Origin of the sequence: Nonomuraea sp. NPDC050691 (genome assembly GCF_040654455.1) — a bacterium.
GTDB lineage: Bacteria > Actinomycetota > Actinomycetes > Streptosporangiales > Streptosporangiaceae > Nonomuraea.
This window is the reverse complement of record NZ_JBFAIA010000134.1, coordinates 1-22,793: the sequence shown is the minus strand read 5'-3', so window position 1 is coordinate 22,793 and position 22,793 is coordinate 1. Positions and strand designations below refer to the sequence as shown.

Annotated in this window: 19 protein-coding genes; 12 read left to right on the top strand and 7 right to left on the bottom strand. The window is 70.2% G+C overall.

The window, feature by feature from the left end:
* Positions 1 to 506, bottom strand: a 506-nt coding sequence (locus AB0H81_RS33015; protein WP_358382467.1) for a hypothetical protein, incomplete at its 3' end; no start/stop codon positions are given.
* A 496-nt stretch (positions 507 to 1,002) separates the two neighbouring features.
* On the opposite strand from AB0H81_RS33015, the gene AB0H81_RS33010 reads away from it, so the two are divergent.
* From AB0H81_RS33010 to AB0H81_RS32985, 6 genes are all read left to right on the top strand, one after another.
* A complete protein-coding gene (locus tag AB0H81_RS33010) occupies positions 1,003 to 1,533 on the top strand; it encodes a recombinase family protein (RefSeq protein WP_358382464.1) in 531 nt (176 codons plus the stop codon).
* 593 nt (positions 1,534 to 2,126) lie between these two features.
* Positions 2,127 to 4,934, top strand: a complete 2,808-nt coding sequence (locus AB0H81_RS33005) for an aconitate hydratase (RefSeq protein ID WP_358382462.1) — start codon at positions 2,127 to 2,129, stop codon at positions 4,932 to 4,934.
* A gap of 195 nt (positions 4,935 to 5,129) precedes the next feature.
* Positions 5,130 to 6,101 (top strand): universal stress protein, encoded by a 972-nt coding sequence (locus AB0H81_RS33000; protein WP_358382459.1) that lies wholly within the window; start codon positions 5,130 to 5,132, stop codon positions 6,099 to 6,101.
* Positions 6,102 to 6,358: 257 nt separating this feature from the next.
* A complete protein-coding gene (locus AB0H81_RS32995; RefSeq protein ID WP_358382456.1) occupies positions 6,359 to 6,982 on the top strand; it encodes a GAP family protein in 624 nt (207 codons plus the stop codon).
* 58 nt (positions 6,983 to 7,040) lie between these two features.
* The gene (locus tag AB0H81_RS32990; protein ID WP_358382453.1) at positions 7,041 to 9,356 is read left to right on the top strand and encodes a sulfatase-like hydrolase/transferase; all 2,316 of its coding nucleotides are present in this window, start codon (positions 7,041 to 7,043) and stop codon (positions 9,354 to 9,356) included.
* An 86-nt stretch (positions 9,357 to 9,442) separates the two neighbouring features.
* Positions 9,443 to 11,155 carry a SulP family inorganic anion transporter gene (locus AB0H81_RS32985; RefSeq protein ID WP_358382451.1) on the top strand — a complete coding sequence of 571 codons (1,713 nt, stop codon included), beginning with the start codon at positions 9,443 to 9,445 and terminating at the stop codon, positions 11,153 to 11,155.
* A gap of 235 nt (positions 11,156 to 11,390) precedes the next feature.
* Here AB0H81_RS32985 and AB0H81_RS32980 read toward each other — a convergent pair whose 3' ends face one another.
* From AB0H81_RS32980 to AB0H81_RS32970, 3 genes are read right to left on the bottom strand one after another with little or no spacing between them, the layout of a single operon-like run.
* The gene (locus tag AB0H81_RS32980; RefSeq protein WP_358382448.1) at positions 11,391 to 11,840 is read right to left on the bottom strand and encodes a 4a-hydroxytetrahydrobiopterin dehydratase; all 450 of its coding nucleotides are present in this window, start codon (positions 11,838 to 11,840) and stop codon (positions 11,391 to 11,393) included.
* Positions 11,841 to 11,870: 30 nt separating this feature from the next.
* The gene (locus AB0H81_RS32975; RefSeq protein ID WP_358382444.1) at positions 11,871 to 12,659 is read right to left on the bottom strand and encodes a class I SAM-dependent methyltransferase; all 789 of its coding nucleotides are present in this window, start codon (positions 12,657 to 12,659) and stop codon (positions 11,871 to 11,873) included.
* A gap of 39 nt (positions 12,660 to 12,698) precedes the next feature.
* Positions 12,699 to 13,355, bottom strand: a complete 657-nt coding sequence (locus AB0H81_RS32970) for a LysE family translocator (protein WP_358382441.1) — start codon at positions 13,353 to 13,355, stop codon at positions 12,699 to 12,701.
* Between the two features lie 108 nt (positions 13,356 to 13,463).
* On the opposite strand from AB0H81_RS32970, the gene AB0H81_RS32965 reads away from it, so the two are divergent.
* Positions 13,464 to 13,946 carry an Lrp/AsnC family transcriptional regulator gene (locus AB0H81_RS32965; RefSeq protein ID WP_358382438.1) on the top strand — a complete coding sequence of 161 codons (483 nt, stop codon included), beginning with the start codon at positions 13,464 to 13,466 and terminating at the stop codon, positions 13,944 to 13,946.
* On the opposite strand, the gene AB0H81_RS32960 is transcribed toward AB0H81_RS32965, so the two are convergent.
* Together AB0H81_RS32960 and AB0H81_RS32955 are read right to left on the bottom strand one after the other, a co-directional pair.
* Positions 13,933 to 14,349 (bottom strand): hypothetical protein, encoded by a 417-nt coding sequence (locus AB0H81_RS32960; protein ID WP_358382437.1) that lies wholly within the window; start codon positions 14,347 to 14,349, stop codon positions 13,933 to 13,935. The two genes, AB0H81_RS32965 and AB0H81_RS32960, sit on opposite strands and share 14 nt — an antisense overlap.
* A gap of 113 nt (positions 14,350 to 14,462) precedes the next feature.
* Positions 14,463 to 15,038 carry a hypothetical protein gene (locus tag AB0H81_RS32955; RefSeq protein WP_358382436.1) on the bottom strand — a complete coding sequence of 192 codons (576 nt, stop codon included), beginning with the start codon at positions 15,036 to 15,038 and terminating at the stop codon, positions 14,463 to 14,465.
* Between the two features lie 367 nt (positions 15,039 to 15,405).
* Here AB0H81_RS32955 and AB0H81_RS32950 point away from each other — a divergent pair, with 367 nt between their 5' ends.
* Together AB0H81_RS32950 and AB0H81_RS32945 are read left to right on the top strand one after the other, a co-directional pair.
* On the top strand, positions 15,406 to 15,753 hold the full coding sequence (locus AB0H81_RS32950) for a hypothetical protein (protein ID WP_358382433.1): 348 nt from the start codon (positions 15,406 to 15,408) through the stop codon (positions 15,751 to 15,753).
* A gap of 43 nt (positions 15,754 to 15,796) precedes the next feature.
* On the top strand, positions 15,797 to 17,263 hold the full coding sequence (locus AB0H81_RS32945) for a multicopper oxidase family protein (protein ID WP_358382431.1): 1,467 nt from the start codon (positions 15,797 to 15,799) through the stop codon (positions 17,261 to 17,263).
* Between the two features lie 9 nt (positions 17,264 to 17,272).
* Here the strand turns inward: AB0H81_RS32945 and AB0H81_RS32940 are convergent, their stop codons facing one another.
* Complete coding sequence (locus AB0H81_RS32940; protein ID WP_358382428.1) at positions 17,273 to 18,130, bottom strand: oxidoreductase; 858 nt, start codon at positions 18,128 to 18,130, stop codon at positions 17,273 to 17,275.
* Positions 18,131 to 18,209: 79 nt separating this feature from the next.
* Here AB0H81_RS32940 and AB0H81_RS32935 point away from each other — a divergent pair, with 79 nt between their 5' ends.
* The 3 genes from AB0H81_RS32935 (at position 18,210) to AB0H81_RS32925 (ending at position 22,728) form a co-directional block, all read left to right on the top strand.
* Positions 18,210 to 19,589: an FAD-dependent oxidoreductase gene (locus AB0H81_RS32935; RefSeq protein WP_358382425.1), complete on the top strand. Its 1,380-nt coding sequence runs from the start codon at positions 18,210 to 18,212 to the stop codon at positions 19,587 to 19,589.
* A gap of 65 nt (positions 19,590 to 19,654) precedes the next feature.
* Positions 19,655 to 20,335: an NAD(P)-binding domain-containing protein gene (locus AB0H81_RS32930; RefSeq protein ID WP_358382422.1), complete on the top strand. Its 681-nt coding sequence runs from the start codon at positions 19,655 to 19,657 to the stop codon at positions 20,333 to 20,335.
* A 626-nt stretch (positions 20,336 to 20,961) separates the two neighbouring features.
* On the top strand, positions 20,962 to 22,728 hold the full coding sequence (locus AB0H81_RS32925) for a cellulase family glycosylhydrolase (RefSeq protein WP_358382420.1): 1,767 nt from the start codon (positions 20,962 to 20,964) through the stop codon (positions 22,726 to 22,728).
* Positions 22,729 to 22,793 lie beyond the last annotated feature (65 nt).

Here is a 22,793-nt window from a genome sequence, read left to right as displayed (position 1 = left end):
GCCCGAAAGCTGGTGCCGTCCCAGTGCAGGACCGCGGAGTCACCCACGGCCCACACGTCGTTCGGTGACACCGCGCTGAGCGCCTGGATGTCCACCTTGAACGGTAAAGCAACCCTGGTCCACCTTTCCCGAGACCACCGGTTGATATATGCGACGTCCTCGGCTCCCTCCAGCCACGCCTCTCCGGCGCCCGCCACCACGGCCGCCGCCCACCAGTCGCTCCTTGCCGGTCCGCCTTGTCTGGACCAGGTACGACCGTTCCATCGCCAGATTCTCGCGTCGCCGTCACTGTCGAGGCCGAATACCCAGACGTCACGGCTCGATGAGGCGGACACGGCCCGGGGGGCCTGCGGCCCAGCGGGTATGGTGACGTCACGCCAGCCGATGCCGTTCCACCGCTTGACGGTTGGGCCCATTTCGCCGCTACCAACCGCCCACGCGTCCCGCCTGCTGGTTACCACCACTTCATCCAGCGAAGTCCCGTGCCCGGCCTCGGCAACTTCCATCCAGGTTCCCGAGCCTGTCCGCACCGGAGGGCCTTGAGCGAACGCCGAGGGGGCAGGGGTGCTCGCGCTCCCAGAGCTACAAGACCCCAGCGTCACCACCAACGCCGCAGCCGCAAGTCGACCGCGCATGCCAAAACCTCACCTCCCTGGACAGCCCATGGCGTCTTCACCCAGTTCACGTGCTGATCGCTGCGCTTGATCACGAATTGCCGGCACCGTTCCTCTCACGCCAACGATCACATCATGATCCAGTGGTTTACCGCACATGCGACTTCAACACCCCGGCCACCGCCCGACGGGTAACCGCGTACTTTGCGCGCCAAGGCCAGCCACACCAGCGATCTCGATCGGCTCTGGTGGCCCGTCCGGCCGGGATGGACTTCTCGAGCCGACGATCATCCACATGGCGCCCATCAAAGCGACTGCCGACCAGCCCCTTGTTCCGTTAGGCGCTCAACCGGAACACCCGCCAGCCGAGACGGCGCCCCAGGTCGCGATGTTCCGTACCGCGCAACTCCTGGCCCTCGGCGTCCCCGAGGAGCGGATCTACATCGACCACGGCTTCTCCGGCACCACCCGCCGCAACCGCGCCGGCCTCGACCAGGCCCTCGCCGCCGTCTGGAACGGGTCGGTGTTCACCGTGACCAAGTTCGACCGCTTCGCCCGCAACATGGCCGAGGCCAACCAGATCCTCACCGACCCGTCCGGACGCGGCGTCCTGTTCGGACGCGGCGGCTCGGTCTACGACTGGAACGACCCGTTCGGGCGGCTGTTCTTGCAGACCCTCGCCATGGTCGCCGAGTTCGAGGCCAACCTCGGGAACCTGCGCACCCGCGAGGGCATGGCGCTGGCCAAGAAGAACGGCAAGCTCAAGGGCAAGCAACCCAAACTGCCCGAACCCGCCCGGCGCTCCATTCGTCGGCGCTATGCCGAGGGCGAGGTGTCCCTGGCCGACCTGGCCATCGAGTACAGCGTCGGACGCTCCACCATCCACCGCATCATCCACGGCCCAGAAACCTCCAGGTAAGGCGATCACGCGTCGAAACCGGACGTCGCACTTCGCTCAAGATCATTCTCAGCCCCAACGGCTGTTCCTGGGTTCCTCAACCCCGAAGTCGTAGACGCCCGTACGCCCAGCCATCTCGAGGATCGCCAGCGTAGGGATGCTGCTCGGCCACCTGGACCGGGGCGGACGCGCCGCCCGCATTGCCGGAGCCGGGAGCAAGCGGCCCCGGCCGTCGGCGTGCTGCGGGCCCGATCGAAGTGTCGTGCCCCGAGCATCGGGTGCGCCGGCGTGTTGTGGCGCGTACTGCGGCACGGCGCCGTAGCGCTCCAGGCTGCCGGATGGAGCGTGCCGCGATCCCGTGAGACCTCAGTGAGGGTATCCAGCAGTGGGATCGCCAGCACCGTGCAAAGCCGGCCGGACAGCAATATGCCGTCACGCGGCAGGTGAGCGTTCATGACTGACTCTCGATGTCAAGTAGGGGTGTCGCATGGCCTCGGGTCCCATCTGACGCGGATTCGCTGGGCACACCGGGGTATGGATCCCCCACGCGCTATCGGGGTGTTGCGCCTGCGGCTGCCGCCGGTATGACTGCGCCCGATCATCCGGGGGAGATCATGGCGAGGAACAGCTTCCGTGCTCGTGACCGGTTGACGGTCGACGGTCGGTCGTATGAGATGTTCCGGCTGGACCGCCTCGATGCTGTGGCGCGGCTGCCCTACAGCCTGAAGGTGCTGCTGGAAAACCTGCTGCGCCACGAGGACGGCACCCTCGTCACCGCCGAGCAGATCGGTGCGCTCAGTGCTTGGGATCCGGCGGCCGACCGCAGGACCGAGATCCAGTTCACGCCGACGCGCGTGCTGCTGCAGGACTTCACCGGGGTGCCGTGTGTGGTGGATCTGGTGGCGATGCGCGACGCCATGGCCGACCTGGGTGGCGACCCGCGCAGGATCAATCCGCTTATCCCGGCCGAGCTGGTCATCGACCACTCCGTGATCGCCGACGTCTTCGGCCGTGCCGACGCATTCCGCCGCAACGCTGATCTGGAGTTCGAACGCAACCAGGAGCGTTATCAGCTGTTGCGGTGGGCGCAGCAATCCTTCGATGACTTCCGCGTCGTGCCACCGGGCACCGGCATCTGTCACCAGGTGAACCTCGAATACCTGTCCCGGGTCGTGTTCACCAGCAATGGTCCCGGCGGTGCCACCGCGTTTCCGGACACCCTGGTCGGCACCGACTCGCATACCCCGATGGTCAACGGGCTCGGCGTCCTGGGCTGGGGTGTCGGCGGCATCGAGGCCGAAGCGGCCATGCTGGGCCAGCCGATGAGCATGCTCATTCCCCAGGTCGTCGGCGTCAAGCTCACCGGCGACTTGGGGGAGGGCTGCACCGCCACCGATCTGGTCCTCACTGTGGCCGAGATCTTGCGTGAACTCAGGGTGGTCGGCAAGTTCGTCGACTTCTACGGGCCGGGCGTGTCCAACGTGCCCTTGGCCACCCGCGCCACCATCGGCAACATGAGCCCGGAATACGGCTCGACCTGCGCGATCTTCCCCATCGACGCGGAGACGCTGACCTACCTGCGGCTGACCGGGCGCCCCGAACAGCAGGTCCGACTCGTCGAGGCATACGCCAAGGAGCAGGGACTGTGGCACGACCCGACCCATGAGCCGGACTACAGCCAGCGCATCGAACTGGATCTCTCGGCGGTGGAGCCGTCGATCGCGGGGCCGAAGCGCCCCCAGGACCGGATCGCCCTGGCTGCCGCCCGACGCACGTTCCGGCGCCTGCTCGCCGAGCAGCCGCAACCCACGCCGGTGCAGGGCGGGCTCGACGAGGCGTCGGCCGGCTCGTTTCCCGCCAGCGACCCGATCTCGATCAGCCTCGAGCTTCCGCGCGATGTGCCGCCTCACTCCCAGCCGTGTGCAGATGCACGTGTGTGGCCCAGCGGCCCGGTGGCGGTGACGTTCGACGATGGCAGCGCGGCGAGTGTCGACCACGGGCACGTGGTCATCGCCGCGATCACGTCGTGCACCAACACGTCCAACCCTTCGGTGATGCTCGGCGCGGGGTTGCTGGCGAAGAAGGCGGTCGAGCGCAAGCTGGCCAGAGAACCGTGGGTGAAGACCACGTTGGCGCCGGGGTCGCGGGTGGTCACCGACTACCTCGATCGGGCGGGGCTGACCCCGCACCTGCAACAGCTCGGCTTCGATCTGGTGGGGTACGGCTGTACGACCTGCATCGGCAACTCCGGGCCGCTGATCCCGGCGGTCAGCGCCGCGGTCACCGAGCACGATCTGATCGTGTGCTCGGTGTTGTCGGGCAACCGCAACTTCGAGGGCCGAATCCACGCCGAATGCCAGATGAACTTCCTCGCCTCACCCGCGCTGGTCATCGCCTACGCCCTGGCCGGCACCATGCACGCCGACCTGCTGCATGAACCGCTCGGACACGACCCCGACGGCCGGCCCGTCTTCCTGCGCGACATCTGGCCGAGCACGGCGGAGGTCAAGCAGGTGGTCGACGATTGCGTCGAGGCGCGGATGTTCATCGCCGGCTACGCCGACGTGTTCGCCGGAGACGACAACTGGCGTAGCCTGCCGACGCCGGAGTCGCACATGTTCACCTGGGATCCGGCCTCCACCTATGTGCAACGGCCACCGTACTTCGACGCCATGCCACGCCAGCCGCAACCGCTACGCGACATCACCGGCGCGCGCGTGCTGGTGTACCTCGGCGACTCGGTGACCACCGACCACATCTCACCAGCTGGAGCGATCAAGAAGGACTCTCCCGCAGGGCGCTACCTGATGGAACGCGGCGTCGCACCAGGTGATTTCAACTCCTACGGCTCTCGCCGCGGCAACCACCATGTGATGATCCGTGGCACATTCGCCAACCCTCGGCTTCGCAACCAGCTCGTGCCCGGTGTCGAAGGAGGCGTCACCCGCCACCTGCCCGACGGCGAGCGACACAGTATCTTCGATGCCGCCATCCAGTACCAGCACGACGGTGTGCCACTCGTTGTTCTCGCCGGCGCTGACTACGGCTCCGGGTCGTCGCGGGACTGGGCGGCCAAAGGGACCCTGCTTCTCGGGGTCAAGGCGGTGCTGGCGACCTCCTTCGAGCGGATCCACCGTGGCAACCTCGTCGGCATGGGCGTACTGCCCCTGCAGTTCCAGCCCGGGCAGTCCGCGCAAAGCCTTGGCCTGACCGGTGAGGAGATCTACACGATCACCGGACTGGCAGATGTGGAGTCCCTGCCCGGATCGGTCACCGTCCGGGTCGAAGCCGACCACCGATCGACTGCGGAGTTCACGGCACTCGTGCGGGTCGACACCCCGGCCGAGGCGACCTACTACCGCCACGGCGGGATCCTGCCCTACATCCTTCGCCAACTCCTCCATGCGGACGAGGCGGTGTGAGATGTGGCACCACGCAGGGCCACCTGCAGCAAAGACGCTCGACGAGTATGACAGGTCGGGCGAAGCCACCCAGCAGGTCCGGCACGACCAGATACGAGCCATCTCCACACCAGGTCGCCGTCGCTGTGGCCGGTGGGCCAGCCCATCCCAGATGCGACAGCCGCCATCGCTCACACGACGAAGGTGAACCAGAGCATGACCACCAACCCCACGACTGTGATCATCGCGGGAGTCGACGGCTCACCGCACAGCCTGGCCGCGGTGGACTGGGCCTCCCGCGAAGCGGCCGCCCGGCAGAGTCGGCTGCGGATCGTGCACGCGTTCCTGTGGCCGCGCATGTCCATACCGATGGGCCGGTCAGCGAGGGACCTGCCGGCGATGGGCCCGCCAGACGCAGGGCTTCGGCAGGCCGCCGAAGAGATCCTGGACACCGCCGCCGGCCGAGCCCGCCAGGCCACGCCCGCCCTGGATGTCAGCACCGACCTTCCGATGTGCGCCCCCGCCGCGGCGTTGATCGACGCCTCCCGCGACGCCGCGCTGGCGGTGGTCGGTCACCGCGGCCTCGGCGGGTTCACCGGACTGCTCGTCGGGTCCGTCGGCGTCCAGACCGCCGCGCACGCCGCCTGTCCCGTCGTCGTCGTGCGCGGCAGTCAGGACGGCGACCTGGATGAACCGGTTCCGGCCACCGGTCAGGTGGTGGTCGGCGTGGACGGCTCGGACCTGTCGAGTCTCGCCGTCGAATTCGCCTTCACGCACGCGGCGCTGCACGGCCTGGGCGTCGTCGCCGTCCACGCCTACCAGTGGCGCATCGCCGGCCACTACATGGAGGGCCTGCGCGAAGATCCTGCCCAGCTGCTCACCGAAGCCGTTGCCGGACACCGCGAGAAGCACCCCGACGTCCCGGTGCAGCAGAAGGTCGTCCAGGGCGAATCCGCCGCGGTCCTGGTCGCCGAATCGGCGGGTGCCGCCCTGACCGTCGTGGGATCGCGCGGCCGCGGCGGGTTCGCCGGCCTGCTGCTCGGCTCCACCAGCCAGGGCGTACTGCACCACGCGAGCGGCCCGGTGGCCATCGTCCGCGCCCAAGCCGTCCGGGGCGGCGGCAGCACCCGACTCCGGCAGGGCGTGTCGGGCGCGCCGAAGCAGCCACCAGGCCCATCACCCTCGTAGTCGCCCATCGCAGGAAACAGCCGTCACGGCGCTGGAACCTGATAGTGACAGCGCTGCGATCTCAGGTCGTAGGCACCTGTCCAAAGGGCTAGTTTCAGGGTGGTTTGCCATATGCGGCTGACCGCAGGGGCACACCCCCACCTGTGGAAACGCTTTCAGCATGTGCGCGCTTGGCCCTATCGCATCGAGCGCGGTCTGATGGCCGGTCGGCCTGTTGAGGGCGTATGTGACAGATGCTAGAGGTGCTGGCCAGTGTCATGCCGATCGCGGTGGGTGTGATCATCAGCCCGGTTTCGGCCATCGCCGCCATCCTCATCGTCAGTTCGCGGCGGGGCGCTTTGAACGGTTTCGCCTTCGCGCTCGGATGGTTCGTCGGCGTGCTGCTCATCGTGCTCATTCTCAGCCTGTTGGGAGTCGGTGCAGGCGAGACGCCGGTCTTCTTCCACTGGGTGAATCTGTTCCTGGGGCTGTTCCTGTGGTGGCTTGCCCGGCGGGAGTACCACAACCGGGGCCGCAAGGAACTGCCCGCGTGGCTGCAGGCCGTGGATGACCTCAAGCCGCACAACGCGGCTCTTTTCGGTCTGCTGGCCACGATCGCCAATCCGAAGAACCTGCCGCTGGGGGCCGCGGCGGGAGTGATCCTGGCCAACTCCGACCTCAGCTCGGCGCAAACGGTGATCGCCTGTGCCGTCTTCGCGGCCGTTTCCTCGCTGGGCATGGTGCTGGCGGCCGTTCTGCGGTTCACCAGCGCCGGCGCGGCGGCACTGGGCCGTCTCAAGGATTGGCTGGCCGAGGAGAGCCCGGGGATCACCATCGCGCTGTTCTTGGTGGTTGGCACGCTACTGATCAACAGCTCCGTCCAAGCCATCGGGGGCTCCTGAAACGCCGCATAGCGCGGCGACAGCGATGGCGCCCGGCGGTTCGTGAAGGGAACAGACCATGCCGGAGCAGTTCCGTGGGATCGTCAATCTCGACGTCCGTGATTCGCAGCAGGATTGGGCGCCTTATCTGGCTCCGCAGGCCAGACCGGACGCGCCAAACGTCTTGTACGTCCTGTGGGACGACACCGGAATGGCGACCTGGGACATCTTCGGCGGGCTCGTCGAGACGCCCAACCTGACCCGTATCGCCCAGCTGGGGCTGCGTTACACGCAGTGGCACACCGCCGCGATGTGCTCACCGACCCGCGCATCGCTGTTGACCGGGCGCAACCACCACATGAACGGTGTGGCCGCCGTCGTGGACTTCGCCATGGGCTTCCCCGGCGCCAACGCGGTGATCCCACCAGAGAACGGCACCGTCGCCGAGGTGCTGGCGGAGAACGGCTACAACACCTACTGCGTGGGCAAATGGCATCTGACACCGTCGTCGGAGATGAGCATGGGGTCATCGCGCCGCACCTGGCCGCTGGCGCGAGGCTTTGAACGCTTCTACGGCTTCCACGGCGGGGAGACCAATCAGTTCTTTCCCCACCTCACCTACGACAACCACTTCGTGGATCAGCCGTACGGCCCGGACGAGGGCTATCATCTCAGCCGCGATCTGGTGGACAGGACGATCGAGTTCATTCGTGACGGCAAGCAGGTGGCGCCGGACAAGCCCTGGTTCGCCTACCTGGCGTTGGGCGCCACGCACGCGCCGCATCACGCGCCGAAGGAGTGGATCGACAGGTATCGCGGCAGGTTCGACATGGGTTACGACCGCTACCGTGAGATCGTCCTGGAGAACCAGAAGAGGCTGGGCGTCGTCCCGCCCGGCACCGAGCTGTCGCCGATGAACCCCTGGCCGAGCCCCGACGTCGTCACCGAACGTGACGAGGTCGCCCCCTGGGACTCCCTCGGCGACGGCCAGAAGCGGGTGTTCGCGCGGATGGCCGAGGCCTTCGCCGGGTTCTGCAGCTACACCGATCACGAGCTCGGGCGGCTCATCGACTATCTGGAGGAGTCCGGGCAGCTGGACGACACCGTCATCGTGGTGCTGTCCGACAACGGGGCCAGCGGTGAGGGGACCCCGCACGGCTCGATCAACGAGAACAAGGGCTTCAACGGATATCCGGAAGACCCGGCGGAGAACCTGGAGAAGATCGACAAGATCGGCACTCCGGAGGCGTACAACCAGTATCCGACCGGGTGGGCGTGGGCGTTCAGCACGCCGTACAAGCTGTTCAAGCGCTTCTCCACCAACGGCGGCACCGTCGCCCCGGCGATCATCGCGTGGGCGCGGGAGATGCGCGAGGTCGCGGGGCAGGTCCGCGACCAGTACCACCACGTCGTCGACATCACCCCGACCATCTACGACTGCCTCGGCATCACGCCGCCGCAGTTCGTCAAGGGGTACGCGCAGAGCCCGCTGCAGGGGGTGAGCATGCGTTACAGCTTCGCCTCCGGCACGGTGGAGTCCACCAGGAGGACGCAGTACTACGCCATGCTGGGCACCCGGTCCATCTATCACGACGGCTGGAAGGCCGTGGCCCGGCACGGCACGGGCACCGGCCATGGCGATTTCGTCAATGACGAGTGGGAGCTCTACCACGTGAGGACCGATCGGTCCGAGAACCGCGAGCTCGGCCGGGAGCACCCCGGCAAACTCCGTGAGCTGATCGCGCTGTGGTATGTGGAGGCCGGGCGCAACAACGCCCTGCCGCTCGACGACCGCGTCCCGCGCGAGATCATGACCATGGACAGGCCGGGCCTGTCACCGGCGCGCGAGCTCTACGTCTACCATCCCGCAACTGCGGAGATCCCCGAAGAGGCCGCGGTCAACGTCCGCAACCGGTCCTTCACCCTCACTGCCGAGTTCGAGACCACCACCGAGGATGCCGAGGGCGTCATCTTCGCGCATGGCTCGCGCTTCGGCGGCCATGCCCTCTACCTCAAGGACCGACGGCTGCACTACGTCTACAACTTCCTCGGCATCGAGGAGTACCGCTTCAGCACGGATGCGCCGCTCGACGTCGGCCGGCATGTCGCGGTCGCCCGGTTCGACAAGACCCACGAGGAGCCGCGCTACGTCGCCAACGGAACGCTCACCTTGTCCGTGGATGACACGGCCGTGACGTCCGGCCCGATGCGGACCCAGCCCGGGAAGTTCTCGGTGGCCGGCGAAGGGCTGGTCATCGGCCGCGACAGCGGCGATGCGGTCACCGGCGACTACGCCGCGCCGTTCCCCTTGCGCGGGGGCACGATCGCCCGGGTGAGCGTCCGGGTGCCCATGACCGCCGAGGCCGAAGCCGAGGCCGTCCTGGCAGGCGACTAGCCGGCACGCGACTGGACGGCATAGCGAGGGGGGGCGACGCACCTCGCAACCGGGCGGCGTCACGGCGATGAGCGAGGTGGAGCGGCATGAAGCTGTGGAAACGCGACCTGTCTCTCCCTCACCTGAGGCAGTTGGTACCGGGCTTGGCCGAACTGCGCGGGTACCGCAGGTCCCGGCTGTGCGATGATGTCGTCGCCGGCGTCACCGTGGCCGCGGTGGCCATCCCCTCAGGGCTTGGCATGGGTGAACTCGCCGGGGTCGGCCCGGTGGCCGGGCTCTACGCCACCGCCGTCCCGCTGATCGGCTACGCGCTCTTCGGCTCGTCCCGTCAGATGATCGTCGGCCCTACGGGCGCGATCGCGGCGGTGACCGCGACCAGCGTCGCCGCCGTGGTCTCCTCGGACGATCCGGCCAGGGTGGCGGGGATGGCCGCCGCCCTGGCCGCGCTCAGCGGCGTGATCCTCATCCTGGCCTCCCTGCTCAGGCTGGGCTTCATGGCGGAGTTCCTGTCCCGTCCCGTCCTGCTGGGATACATCAACGGCGTCGCGGTGCTCATCATCGCCGGGCAGCTGGACAAGCTTCTCGGCATTACGGTCGAGTCCCGCAATTTCGTCCCGCAGGTATGGGAGACGCTGCTCGCACTTCCCCAAGCTCACGGGTGGACGGTGCTGCTCAGCGCCCTGCTGATCGGGGTAGTCGTCCTGCTGAGGGTGACGGCGCCCAAGATCCCCGCCGTGATCGTCGCGGTCGTCCTCGCGGGTGCCGCCTCCGCTGCGATCGGGTTCCCCCGGCACGGCATCGAGGTCGTGGGCGACGTCCCCCGCGGCTTCCCCCTTCCGCGACTGCCCGGCATCTCACTCGACGACGTCCTCGACCTTGTCGTGCCCGCCCTCGGGCTGGCGTTGCTCATCTTCGGCGACTCGATGGCCATCGCCCGGACCTACGCCGACAAGCACCGATACACGATCAGCGCGGGCCGGGAGCTCCTCGGGCTGGGAGCCGCCAACATCGCCGCAGGGCTGTTTCAGGCCATACCGATCGACGCCAGCGGATCACGGACCGCGCTCAACGACGTGCGCGGTGGCGCCTCCCCGCTGGTCGGGATGACCGTCGCAGCTACGGCGGTCCTGGTCGCGGCGTTCGCCACCCCGCTGATCGAACCGCTGCCCACGGCCGCCCTCGGCGTGGTGATCATCCTTGCGACGGCGGAGCTGATCAAGGTCAGGCCGATCCTGCGGCTACGCCGGGTGCACAACGTGGAGATGGGCTTGGCGGTGGTCACGTTCGTGGCCGTACTGTTCCTCAATGTCATGGGCGGCCTGGCCGTCGCGGTCCTGCTCTCCCTGGGAGTGTTCGTCTACTGGACGGCGCGGCCGCATGATGCGGTGCTCGGCTCCTCGGACGACATCGACGGCTTCCACGACATCACCGCCCACCAAGGCCTCCAGCCGGTGCCCGGGCTGATCGTCTACCGGTTCGACGCTCCGCTCTACTTCGCCAACGCTCCCCACATGGCCCGCCGCGTCAGAGAGCTGCTCGACGATGCCGACGGCGAGGTGAGATGGCTGATGATCGATGCCGAGGCGATGACGTATGTGGATGCCAAGGCGATCGATACCCTGAAGACACTGCACCAAGAGCTGGCCGAACAGAGCGTGACGCTCACCATGGCCCGGGTCAAGGCACCGATACGGAGCATCCTTGAGAACACGGGCACGACCGAACTGCTGGGACCTGAGCACTTTTTCCCGACGGTCAGGTCCGGAGTGCAGGCATTCCGGGAGCGCACAGCTCGTTGACAGGAGCGGCTGGCGCCAGTCCGAAACTCGCGCGAGTCCGACGCGCCCGAGGGACACAGCCACCCGCTGGCCACATCCACTGGAATGGAGCCCCGCCGGCGCCCACGCCTACTACAACGACACGCTCACCCAGCGGACGACTCCGCCAGGGCGGTCCTCCAGTGGCAGCCTGCCTCCTGAGTCGAGTTTCCCGCCATCGTGTGCGTAGCGCCGGACATGTGAGGGAACGGTGGTGTCATGGAGCCGGCAGGGCGTCGGCCGGGTCGCGAACCTCGTCGCCGACGTCGGGGCCGGGCGGATGCTCCATCGCCGGCACCGCGCCCCAGAACGGCAGGATCGACTCCCGGGCCGGGGTGTCGAGGGCGAGTTCGAGCCGGGAGACGTCCGAGGACTCCAGCCGTACCCCGGCGTCGGCGGCGATGGCGGAGACGGCGCGGCTCAACCGGATGTCGCGCTCTGTGACCGCGCGCACGTCGTGGCTGGTCAGCCGGACGTCCACATGGGTGTAGCGCAGGGTGAGGTCAGGATGATGGTTCATCTCCTCGGCCGCCGCGCCGATGGCGTTGACGACCGAGAGCCCGGTCGCGAAGTTCCCGGTGTGGATGCGGGTCTGCAGGCCGCCGAGCAGGTAGGCCCACCCGTCCAGCCCCTCGTCGGCGATCTGCTGTCCGGTCAGCTTGCTCATGAGGCATCTTGGCACGTCCATGAGTGATCGTCAGCGGGCTCGCCGGGCGAGGGTGACCAGGTGGCCGCTGACGCCGAGGAGCGAGGGCACGGACTCCATCGAGCGCTGGGCGTCGAGCAGCAGCGCGCGGCGTTCCGGGTCGTCGAGCCAGTCGTCGACGTCGCCGTACAGCCAGAAGACGCCCTCCAGCCCGTACTGCCGCGCCCCGCGCAGGCCGGCGTCGGCGAACTCGGCCGCGACCTCGTCGGGGTCGTGGAAGTAGGCGGGGAACCCGCGCCGAGGGGACAGCATGACGCCGTCGGCCGCGGCCGCGTGCGCGGCCCGTCTGTCCCGTTCGTCGAGGTAGTGGCCGAGGTGGATGGCGTCGAGCACGGCGGCGTGGCGGTTGATGGTGGCGGCGGCCACCAGGCCGCCGGGCCGGACGGCGCGTCGGGCCTCCGCCAGGGCCCGGACCCGGTCGGCCCGCTCGGGCAGGTGGTAGAGCGGGCCCAGCAACAGGACCGCGTCGGCGCTCTCGTCGGGGACGGGCAGGTGCCGGGCGTCGCCGAGGCGCGCGGTCACTCCGGTCAGGCGTGAGGCCCGCTCCACGTGCAGGGGGACCGGGTCGAGGAGGTCGACGTGGTAGCCGTCGGCGGTCAGCCATTCGGCGTGGACGCCGGTGCCGCCGCCGACGTCGAGCACGCGGGCCGGGGGCGGGGGCAGAACGCGCCGGAGCACGTCCTGCGTGCGCCAGAACTCCAGCCGGCCGCGTCCCTCGCGAAGCCGCGCGTGCTCTCTGTCCTGCTCGTAGTAGGCGAGCAGGACGCGTTTCACCGCCATACCTGATCATGACGGCACGGCCCGGACGGGGCAAAGGGTTTACGGGTGGCCGAGGAGCCCGTGGTCGAGGAGCCCGTGGTTGAGGAGGTGGTCCGCGATGAGCCAGGCGCCGATGCCGGCCATCGCCGTTCCGGACAGGCGGCCGATGAGGCGGGCGGCGGCGGGCCGTCCGTGCAGGACGCCGCGGGTGAGGCGGCCCACGCCGAGGTAGAACAGCCCGCAGGTGATCACGAAGGCGAGGCCGAGGACGCCGATCTGGGCGGCGACCGGCCAGGGGCCGCGCCGGTCGGTGAACTGCGGGAGCAGCGCGAGGAAGATGAGCAGGCCCTTGGGGTTGAGGGCGCTGACGCCGATTCCGCGCAGGAAGACGGCGCGGTCGCCGCCGGTGACGGCTCCCCGCGACGTGCCGGACGGGCCGGCGGGGCGGGCGGCGGTCATGGCGCCGTGGGCCATGAGGTAGAGGCCGCCGGCCAGGGTGAGGGCGGTCAGGAGGGCGGGGGCGCTCGCCACCAGAGCGCCGACCCCGGTCGCGACGACGGCGGTGATCGCGGTGTACCCGACGACGAGCCCGCCGACCGCCGGGTACACCGGCCGGCCGCGCAGCCCGGCGCTGATGGTGAACGCCCAGTCGGCTCCGGGGACGACGATGAGCAGGAGGGAGACGGCCCAGAAGGCGAGCACGGAGCTGACGGCCATGGACGACTCCCCCGGAGAGCGGCTGATTTGAGAAGAATAATGCCGATCGTCCGGAAAAGGCTGCCAACTTCGACCCTGTGGAGCCCGATCTGTGGAAACATCTGCTCTGTGGACGCGATCGATCGCAAAATCCTTGCGCTGCTCCAGGAGGACGGCCGGCTGACGGTCACCGAGCTGGCCGCGCGGGTGGGCCTCAGCGTGTCGCCGTGTCACCGGCGGCTGCGGGAGCTGGAACGCAGCGGGACGATCCGCGGCTACCGGGCGGTCGTGGACGCCGCCGCGCTCGGCCTGACGTTCCAGGCGCTGGTGTTCGTGACCATGCGTCAGGAGGACCGCGACACCCTGCTGGGCTTCGAGGCGGCGGTCGCGCGGGTGCCGGAGGTGGTGCAGGCGCAGCGGCTGTTCGGCGACCCCGACTACCTGCTGCGGATCGTCACCGCCGACCTGACCGCCTACCAGGAGCTGGAGGACGACGTCCTGGCCGCGCTGCCGGGCGTGCAGCGGCTGAACTCCACCCTGGTGATGAAGCACGTGGTCGACGACCGGCCGCTGCCCGCCCGGGTCCCGCGATCGGGGCCTACCTCACCCTGATCGTCGTCGCCATGCCGTGCTGCCGGTGCTGATCCACCGGGCACCACAGGTGGTAGGTGCCCTTGCGCAGCTTCACCGACAGCGTGGTGCTCCCGCCGGGCATGATGACGGCGGAGGTCGCCGACACCTTCGGCCCCTTGATGGACAGGCCGTGCGGGGCGTGGCCCGCGTTGCGCAGCCGGAAGGTGTAGGCGCCGGGCTTGTAGTGGGCGGTCGAGAGCGCCAGACGGAACTCCGTCGCCGTCACGGTGACGGGCGTGGCCTCGGCCCGGGTCGCGGCGGGGCCCGCCTGGGCGGGCGGCGCCGCGCCGACGGCGCTCCCGTACGCGGCCAGGGTGACCGCGGCGGCGACGAGCCCCATGACGGGGCGAGACGTCCTTCTGGCGTGGAGCGCGTGAGACATGATCGCCGTCCCTTCGTCGCGCGTGCCTGGTGACGGACGCCCCCTCCTTGCCCCGGCCCGCGTAACGCTATCCCCGCGTGCCGGCCATCAGTGGGCACAGCCCGGGTGGGGGGTCAGGCGACGGAGTGGCGGATCGTGCCCGTGTAGGTGCCGGCCACCGCGTCGCCGGGGATGTCGACCACGATGGTGGGGTCCCAGGTGGCGGAGTTGCTGCCCGCTCCGCTGACCTTGCTGAACGCGGTGTACGGCGCGTAGAGGTGTTCGGCGGAGGCGGCGTCCGGCTGCCCGGGCACGAAGACACCGGCGCCTGTGGTGCTCGTCGCGGGGCCGGACCAGTACGAGATCGCGCCGGCCGGGATCGTCTCGGCGCCGGAGCCGCCGCCGGTGGTGAAGCCGGTGCCGGACACGGTCGCCACCCAGGTGGCGTCGAGCGCGGCGCGACCGTCGGACACGGTGATCGGGCCGAGGTGGCGGCTGAGCTGGTCGCCGGGCGCGCCGGTGCCGAGGCCGACCGTCCCGCCGGGAACGGTGACCGCCAGGCCCGGACCCGTGGTGACGGCGAACTGCACCGTGGTGTCGCAGGTGGTGGAGGCGGGGCAGGTGTCGGCCGGCGCCGGGCGCGCCGTCACCCCGGTCACCATCGCGGCGACCACGCCGGCCCCCAAAACCCCGAAACGGCTCAATCCCATGGCTGATCCCCCAACCACCCCGGATGACCACAAAATGCGACGTGTGATCACATCCTGCTCCTCCTGTGAGGTGCGGAAACGGGGGCTGTGCACACCTGGCGACTCCTTTGTCATGATCTGGCGCGCTTGACGGCTCGTGTCCTGACATGCCCGCCTTCGCCGGGCCGCGGGGCCCTTCGTGCGCGGAGGTGTAGCGCGAAGTACTGCCGGCGTCGTACGCGGCGCCTCCCGAACGGGCCCGGTGGGGTAGGGGCGAAAGCCTCCCGTGGGGGGACGCCCGCACCCGCCGCCGGGGGCGACGATGTCGGGTCATGAGGCAAGTTCACGGGGCCGTGGCCCGGCCCCCGGCCCGTTGAGGAGAACACCGATGTTCCTGCGTGTCGCCATGGTGGCGCAAACCCTGGCCCTGCTGGTCCAGGCGGTCACCGCCGGGCTGCTGCTGTCCTCGCCCGGCGGCCGGGCGCTGCACGCCGCCACGGCGGTCGTCGTGGCCGTCGCCGTGCTGGCGCACCTGGTCGCCGCGATCGTCACACGGAGCAGGGCCGCCATCCTGCCCGCCGTCGCCATGCTGGTGATGACGCTGGTGCAGATGGCGCTGGGCATGGTTCACGCCAAGGCCCTGCACGTGCCGGTCGGCGTCCTGATGTTCGGCGTCAGCCTGCTGCGGCTCGGTCAGGTGTGGCCGGCCCGCCGCGTCCAGGCGGCCGCGGCATGAGAACGCGAGCGGGCATGAACGGTCGCGTCCCGGTGGCCGCGGCATGACGATGACCAGACGGCAGGCGCTGCGCCTGCTCGGCCTGGGGACGGCCGCGGCGCTGGCCGCGCCCGGCTGCTCGCTGCTGGGCGGCACCCCGCTGCCCCTGCTGCTGCCCAGCGGTGCGCCGCTGCCGAAGCCGTACGCCGTGCCGCTGCCCCTGCCGGTGACGGCCCGCCCGGCCAGGAGCGACGCCACCACCGACTACTACGAGATGGTGCAGCGCGAGGCCGAGGCGGAGATCCTGCCCGGCCTGCGCACGAAGGTGTGGGGGTACGACGGCCGCTTCCCCGGGCCGACCATCCGGGCCCGCGCCGGACGCAGGACCGTCGTGCGCGTCGCCAACGCCCTCGGCGCGCCGACTGTCACCCACCTGCACGGCGGTCACACGCCGCCCGAGTCCGACGGCTACCCCACCGACCTGGTGCAGCCGGGCACCCACCGCGACCACCTCTTCCCGCTGGACCAGCGGGCGGCCACGCTCTGGTACCACGACCACCGCATGGACTACACCGGGCCGCAGGTGTGGCGGGGGCTGGCCGGGTTCTTCCTGGTGGGGGACGAGGAGGAGGCGGCGCTGCCGCTGCCCACGGGCGAGCGGGACGTGCCGCTGATGATCTGCGACCGGTCCTTCGCCGCCGACGGGAGCATGCCCTACCCGGGGCGCGCCGAGGGGCCCGGCGCGCGGGAGGCGTTCATGGGGGGCGTGTTGGGCGACGTCATCCTGGTCAACGGCGCGCCCTGGCCGTGGCTCGGCGTCGACCGGGCCCGGTACCGGTTGCGCCTGCTCAACGGCTCCAACGCGCGGGTCTACGAGCTCGCCCTGGCGCCCGCCGGCCGGCTGGTGCGCATCGGCGGCGACGGGGGCCTGCTGGCGGCGCCGCGATCCGTGGACCGGGTGCGGCTCGCGCCGGGCGAGCGCGCGGACGTGGTCGTCGACTTCGCCGCCCACCGCGTGGGCGAGCATGTCGAGCTGCGCAACCTTCTGGAGGAGGGGCCGCAGGCGCGGGTGATGCGCTTCACCGTCGAGCGCGACGCCCGCGACGACTCGGCGATCCCGGCCACGCTGTCACGCGTGGAGACCCTCGACCCGGCCCGGGCCGCGGTGACCCGCGACTTCGAGTTCTCCAGCGGCAGCATGCACGGCCACACCGGGTGGCTGATCAACGGCAAGCCGTTCGACGCCCGCCGCGTCGACGCCCGGCCCAAGCTCGGCCAGGTGGAGGTGTGGCGGCTGACCAGCGACGTGGCGCATCCGGTCCACCTGCACCTGTCGCCGTTCCAGGTCCTGTCGGTCGGCGGCGAGCGGCCGTCCGGGCCGCCGGAGTGGAAGGACACCGTCGAGCTGCGGGAGGCGCAGACCGTGGAGATCGTCACCAGGTTCACCGGCTACCGGGGCCGCTACGTGCTGCACTGCCACAACCTGGAGCACGAGGACATGGCCATGATGAGCACGTTCGAGGTGGTCTGACGACCGGCCTCAGCCGAGGTCGGCGAGGTCCTCCGCGGTCAGCTGCAGGGTGCCCGCGGCGACGTTCTCCTCCAGGTGCGCCAGGGAGCCGGTGCCGGGGATGAGCAGGATGTTCGGCGAGCGGGCCAGCAGCCAGGCCAGCGCCACCTGCGGCACGGTCGCGCCGTGGCGGGCGGCGACGGCGTCCAGCCGCGCGGCCGTGAGCGGCTGGAACCCGCCGACCGGGAAGAACGGCACGTAGGCGACGCCGGCCCGCGCGCAGGCGTCGACCAGCGGGTCGTCGTCGCGCTGGGCCAGGTTGTAGAGGTTCTGCACGCAGGCGATCGGCGCGACCGTCCGGGCCTGCTCGAACTCGGCGGCGGTGACGTTGGAGACGCCCAGGTGGCGGATCAGGCCCTCCTCGCGCAGCGTGAGCAGCGTCTCCAGGGGACCGGTCAGCGGGGTCTGGCTCCGGTCGAGGTCGCCCATCCGCAGGTTGACGACGTCGAGGCGGTCCACGCCGAGCGAGCGCAGGTTCGCCTCGACGCCGCGGCGCAGGCCGTCGGGGGTGAGGCCGGTCTTCTCCGCCGCGGGCCGGGCCAGGTCGGAACCCTCGACCAGCGCCCCCACCTTGGTCACGATCACCAGGTCGTCCGGGTACGGGGACAGGGCCTCGCGGATCAGCTCGTTGGCCGCCACCCCGTCACGGGAGTAGTAGTGCGAGGTGTCGATGTGGTTCACCCCGAGCTCCACGGCCCGGCGCAGGACGGCCAGCGCGCTCTCCCGCCCGGGCCGCTCGCCCTTCGGCCAGCCGGTCAGCTTCATCGCGCCGTAGCCGATCCTGGCGACACCAAGATCGCCGCCCAGCGCCCATCGTTCAGTCGTCACGACCACCCACCCTAGGGGCGGCCGCGGCCTGACAGGCGAATGACAGAGATCCGGCAGCCGCCCCCGGCACCATCGCGGCATGAGCGAAACGACAGACGTCCTCATCGTCGGCGCCGGGCCGACCGGCCTCACTCTCGCCGTGGACCTGGTCAGGCGTGGCATCGCCTGCCGCGTCGTGGAACAGGCGCCCGAGCCCTCCGGCGGCTCCAAGGGCAAAGGGCTGCAGCCTCGTACGCTGGAGGTCTTCGACGACCTCGGGGTCGTCGATCCGGTGCTCGCCACGGCGGCCGTCTACCCGCCGCTGCTGGTCAGGCTCGGCAGGGTGCCGATATGGCGGGCCCGCATGCACAAGCAGGTCCAGGCGACGGACGCGGTCCCGTACCCGATGGTGCTCATGCATCCGCAGTGGCGCACCGAGGCGGTCCTGCGCGAGCGGCTGGCCGCTCTGGGCGGCAAGGCCGAGCACGGTGCCGCGCTGACCGCTTTCGAGCAGGATCCCCAAGGCGTCACGGCCGGGCTGAGCACCGGGGAGAGCCTGCGGGCGCGCTACATGGTCGCAGCGGACGGTGGCAGGAGCCCGGTACGCAAGGCCCTCGGCATCGGCTTCACCGGCCAGACGCGCGAAGAGGAGCGGATGGTGCTGGGCGACGTGCGGGCCGAAGGGCTCGGACGCGACCACATCCACGTCTGGGTACGGCCGGGCAGGGGCATGGTGGCGTTGTATCCGATGCCGGGCAGCGACACCTTCCAGTTCCTCGCCTCACTCAAGCCCGGGGCGACGCCCGAGCACACGCTGCGCGGCTTCCAGAAGCTCTTCGCCGAACGGTCGACGCCGCGTGGCGTCCGGCTCACCGAGCTGCTGTGGTCGTCGCTCTACCGGGTCAACATCCGCCTCGCCGACCGTTACCGCGCCGGGCGGATCTTCCTGGCCGGAGACGCCGCCCATGTGCATCCGCCCGCGGGCGGCCAGGGACTCAACACCGGCGTCCAGGACGCCTACAACCTGGGCTGGAAGCTCGCCAGAACGCTCGCGGGTGCGCCGGAGTCGCTGCTGGACACCTACGAGGAGGAGCGCAGGCCGATCGCCGCCGCGATGCTCGGCCTCAGCACGGGCCTGCACGACAAGAAGTCACTCAAGCGCGGTGCGGAGACCTATCAGCTCCAGCTCGGCTACCGGGGCGCCACGCTGGCCCGCCACGGAGGGGAACGGGTGCCCGACGGCCGGGTCAGGCTGGCCGATGGGACTCAGGTCCGCATGTTCGACCTGCTGCGGGGGCCCCATTTCACGCTGCTGTCGCCCGATCCCGCGCCCCGGTTGGACAACGGACCGAAGGTGCGCGCGTACCGGCTGGAGCAGCCCTACGGGCGCGAGCGGCACACGCTCGTTCGCCCGGACGGCTACGTCGGGATCGAAACGTCCTCCTCCGAGGAACTGGCCGGCTACCTGGCGATGGTGTGATGTGGTGACGAGCCGGACCGCCCAGGCCGGGAATGCCCTCACCCGCGGTGGGAGTTGGTGCGCCTATGACGACAATCGCGTTCATCGGCAGCGGACACATCGGCGGCACCGTCGCCCGGCTCTCCATCGCGGCCGGCTACGACGTCGTGCTCAGCAACTCAAGAGGCCCGGAGACACTGAAGGACCTGGTCGGCGAACTCGGCCCGAAAGCCCGCGCGGCAACCCCGGCGGAGGCCGCGGCGGCCGGCGACCTGGTCGTCGTCAGCGTCCCGCTGAAGGCCTACCGCGACGTCCCCGTGGAGCCTCTCGCCGGCAAGCCGGTCATCGACACCAACAACTACTACCCTGACCGGGACGGCCGCTTCCCCCAGCTCGACGACGCCTCGATCACGTCGAGCGAGCTGCTGCAGCAGCACTTGCCGACGTCCAAGGTCGTCAAGGTCTTCAACGCCATCTTCTTCCAGCACCTGGCGGCACTGGGTCGCCCCGCTGGCGCCACCGACCGCACCGCCCTGCCGATCGCCGGCGACGACGCCGTCGCTAAGGACGCGGTGACCACGTTCCTCGACGCCATCGGCTACGACGCCGTCGACGCGGGGCCGCTGGCGGAAAGCTGGCGTCTCAAGCCCGGGACCCCCGTCTACGGCACCCCGTACGCGGGCGACAACCCGAACTTCTGGGAGTCTCCGGGGGTGCCGGCCGACTCCGCGACGATCCGGACCGCGCTGGACGCCGCCAAGCGCTGACCCGGCACGACGCGGCACCCCGTCATCACTTCTGTGGCGTCGCGCCGAGCGCTACGGCATCCATCGACGATGGAGCGGGAGGGGGCGACCTGGACGAAGAGGTGATCACCGCTCTCACGGCGAGCACGGCGACCTGTGTGCGGGCTGGGTGGCGGACCGGTGGCCCGCCGACGAGATCGACGAGAAGGAGCGTGTACGCGCCGCAAGGCTCGCCGTCCAGGACCATCCCGGCGACGTGGTGGTGCGCCACGGGCTGCCGGTACGAATGCGCCGCGTAACGGGTGCCGCACATCCGGGATCGGGCCACGCACACCCGGCGGCAGGTGCTGCACCCGCGTCGCCGAGGGCCCGCCGTCACCCGGCACCCGGAGACCTTCACCATCGCCGGTCCCGCGCTGAAGGTGGCGAAGGCGGACGCCCTCGACACCGCGTGTTCCTGAAGGAGGCGCTGCGCATCGGCAGCGCGTGAGGAATGAAAGTTTCACCTCCGGCCATGTCCCCGCCCGAGGTCCGCGCAGGTGTCCGCGGCGGGTACTTACGGGAGCCTTGCGTGGCGGACGGGACCGGCAGATCGTCTGGGAGCGCTCCCATCTCTCGGAGGGGCCGATTCCGCACGGAGAACCCTCATGTCCATCCTTCGCACCACGTGGCGCCGGGCCCTGACGGCGGCGGCCGCCGCCCTGCTCGCCGGATCCGGGCTCGCCGCCGTCCCGGCCGCCGCCGAAGCCGCCGTCTCCTGCTCGGCCTCGTACGCCAAGAGCTGGGACAACGGCAGCGCGTTCGGCGCCAACATCACCGTCACCAACACCGGCGACCCGCTGACGACCTGGACCCTCAGCTTCGACTTCCCCGACAACCAGGTGATCACCCAGATGTGGGGCGGCGTGCCGGCTCCCGCCGCGCCCACCCCGGCGGGCGCGGCCGTCACCGTCAAACCGGAGTCCTACAACGCCCGCCAGGGCACCGGCGCCACCTGGACCGTCGGCTTCAACGGCACCTACACCGGCGGCGCCAACACCGCCCCCGCCGTCTCCTGCGCCGGGAACGGCGGCGGAGGCACGCAGCAGGCCCTGGTCGTATCCTCCACCGGCGTCAGCGTCCGCGAGGGCAACACCGGCGCCTTCACCGTCCGCCTGCAGGCGCAGCCGTCCGGCAACGTGACCGTCACCAGCACCGCGGGCACCGGCGACGGCGACATCACCGTGACCGGCGGCGCCTCCCTGACCTTCACCACCGCCAACTGGAACACCCCCCAGACCGTGACGCTCAGCGCCGCCGAGGACACCGACAGGACGAACGGCACCAGGCCGATCACCGTCGCCTCCTCCGGCCTGCCCTCCGTCACGGTCACCGCCACCGAGGCCGACAACGACGGCCCCTCCACCGGCGGCGCCGCCCCCAGCCTGCGCGTCTCCGGCAACCGGCTCGTCACCAGCATGGGCGCCACGTACCGCCTGCTCGGCGTCAACCGGGCCAGCGGCGAGTTCGCCTGCGTGCAGGGCAAGGGCATGTGGGACAGCGGCCCCGTGGACCAGGCGTCCGTGGACGCGATGAAGGCGTGGAACATCCACGCCGTCCGCATCCCGCTCAACGAGGAATGCTGGAACGGCACCACCGGCACGCCCAGCGGCGCCGCCTACCAGCAGAACGTCAAGGACTACGTCGCCCTGCTCGTCGCCAACGGCATCACCCCGATCGTGGAGATGCACTGGAGTCACGGTCAGTACACCGGCCAGGGCACCGGCTGCTCCGACACCGCCGCGACCTGCCAGAAGCCCATGCCCGACGCCCAGTACGCGCCCACGTTCTGGACCGGCTTGGCCAACGCCTTCAAGGGCAACAATGCGGTCGTCTTCGACCTGTTCAACGAGCCGTACCCGGACGCCGCCGCCAACTGGAACGCCACCGCGGGCTGGACCTGCTGGCGCGACGGTGGCACCTGCACCGGCATCACCTACCAGGTGGCCGGCATGCAGTCGCTGGTCGACGCGGTGCGCGCCACCGGCGCCACCAACGTGATCATGCTCGGCGGGCTGACCTGGTCCAACGACCTGAGCCAGTGGCTGACCTACAAGCCCACCGACCCGACCGGCAACCTCATGGCCGCCTGGCACACCTACAACTTCAACTCCTGCTCCAACGTCTCCTGCTGGGACAGCCAGGTCGGGGCCGTGGCCGCGCAGGTGCCGGTGCACGCCGGCGAGATCGGCCAGAACTCCTGCGCCCACGACTACATCGACCAGGTCATGGCCTGGGCCGACGCGCACGGCGTCGGTTACACGGCCTGGACCTGGAACCCGTGGGGCTGCAGCCAGGGCAACGTCCTCATCGAGGACTACGCCGGCACCCCCACCAGCACGTACGGCGCGGGGTTCAAGGTCCAGGCCGTGTAACCGACGCCGTGCGCGTCGGCCCAGGCCATGACCTGGTCGATGTAGTCGTGGGCGCAGGAGTTCTG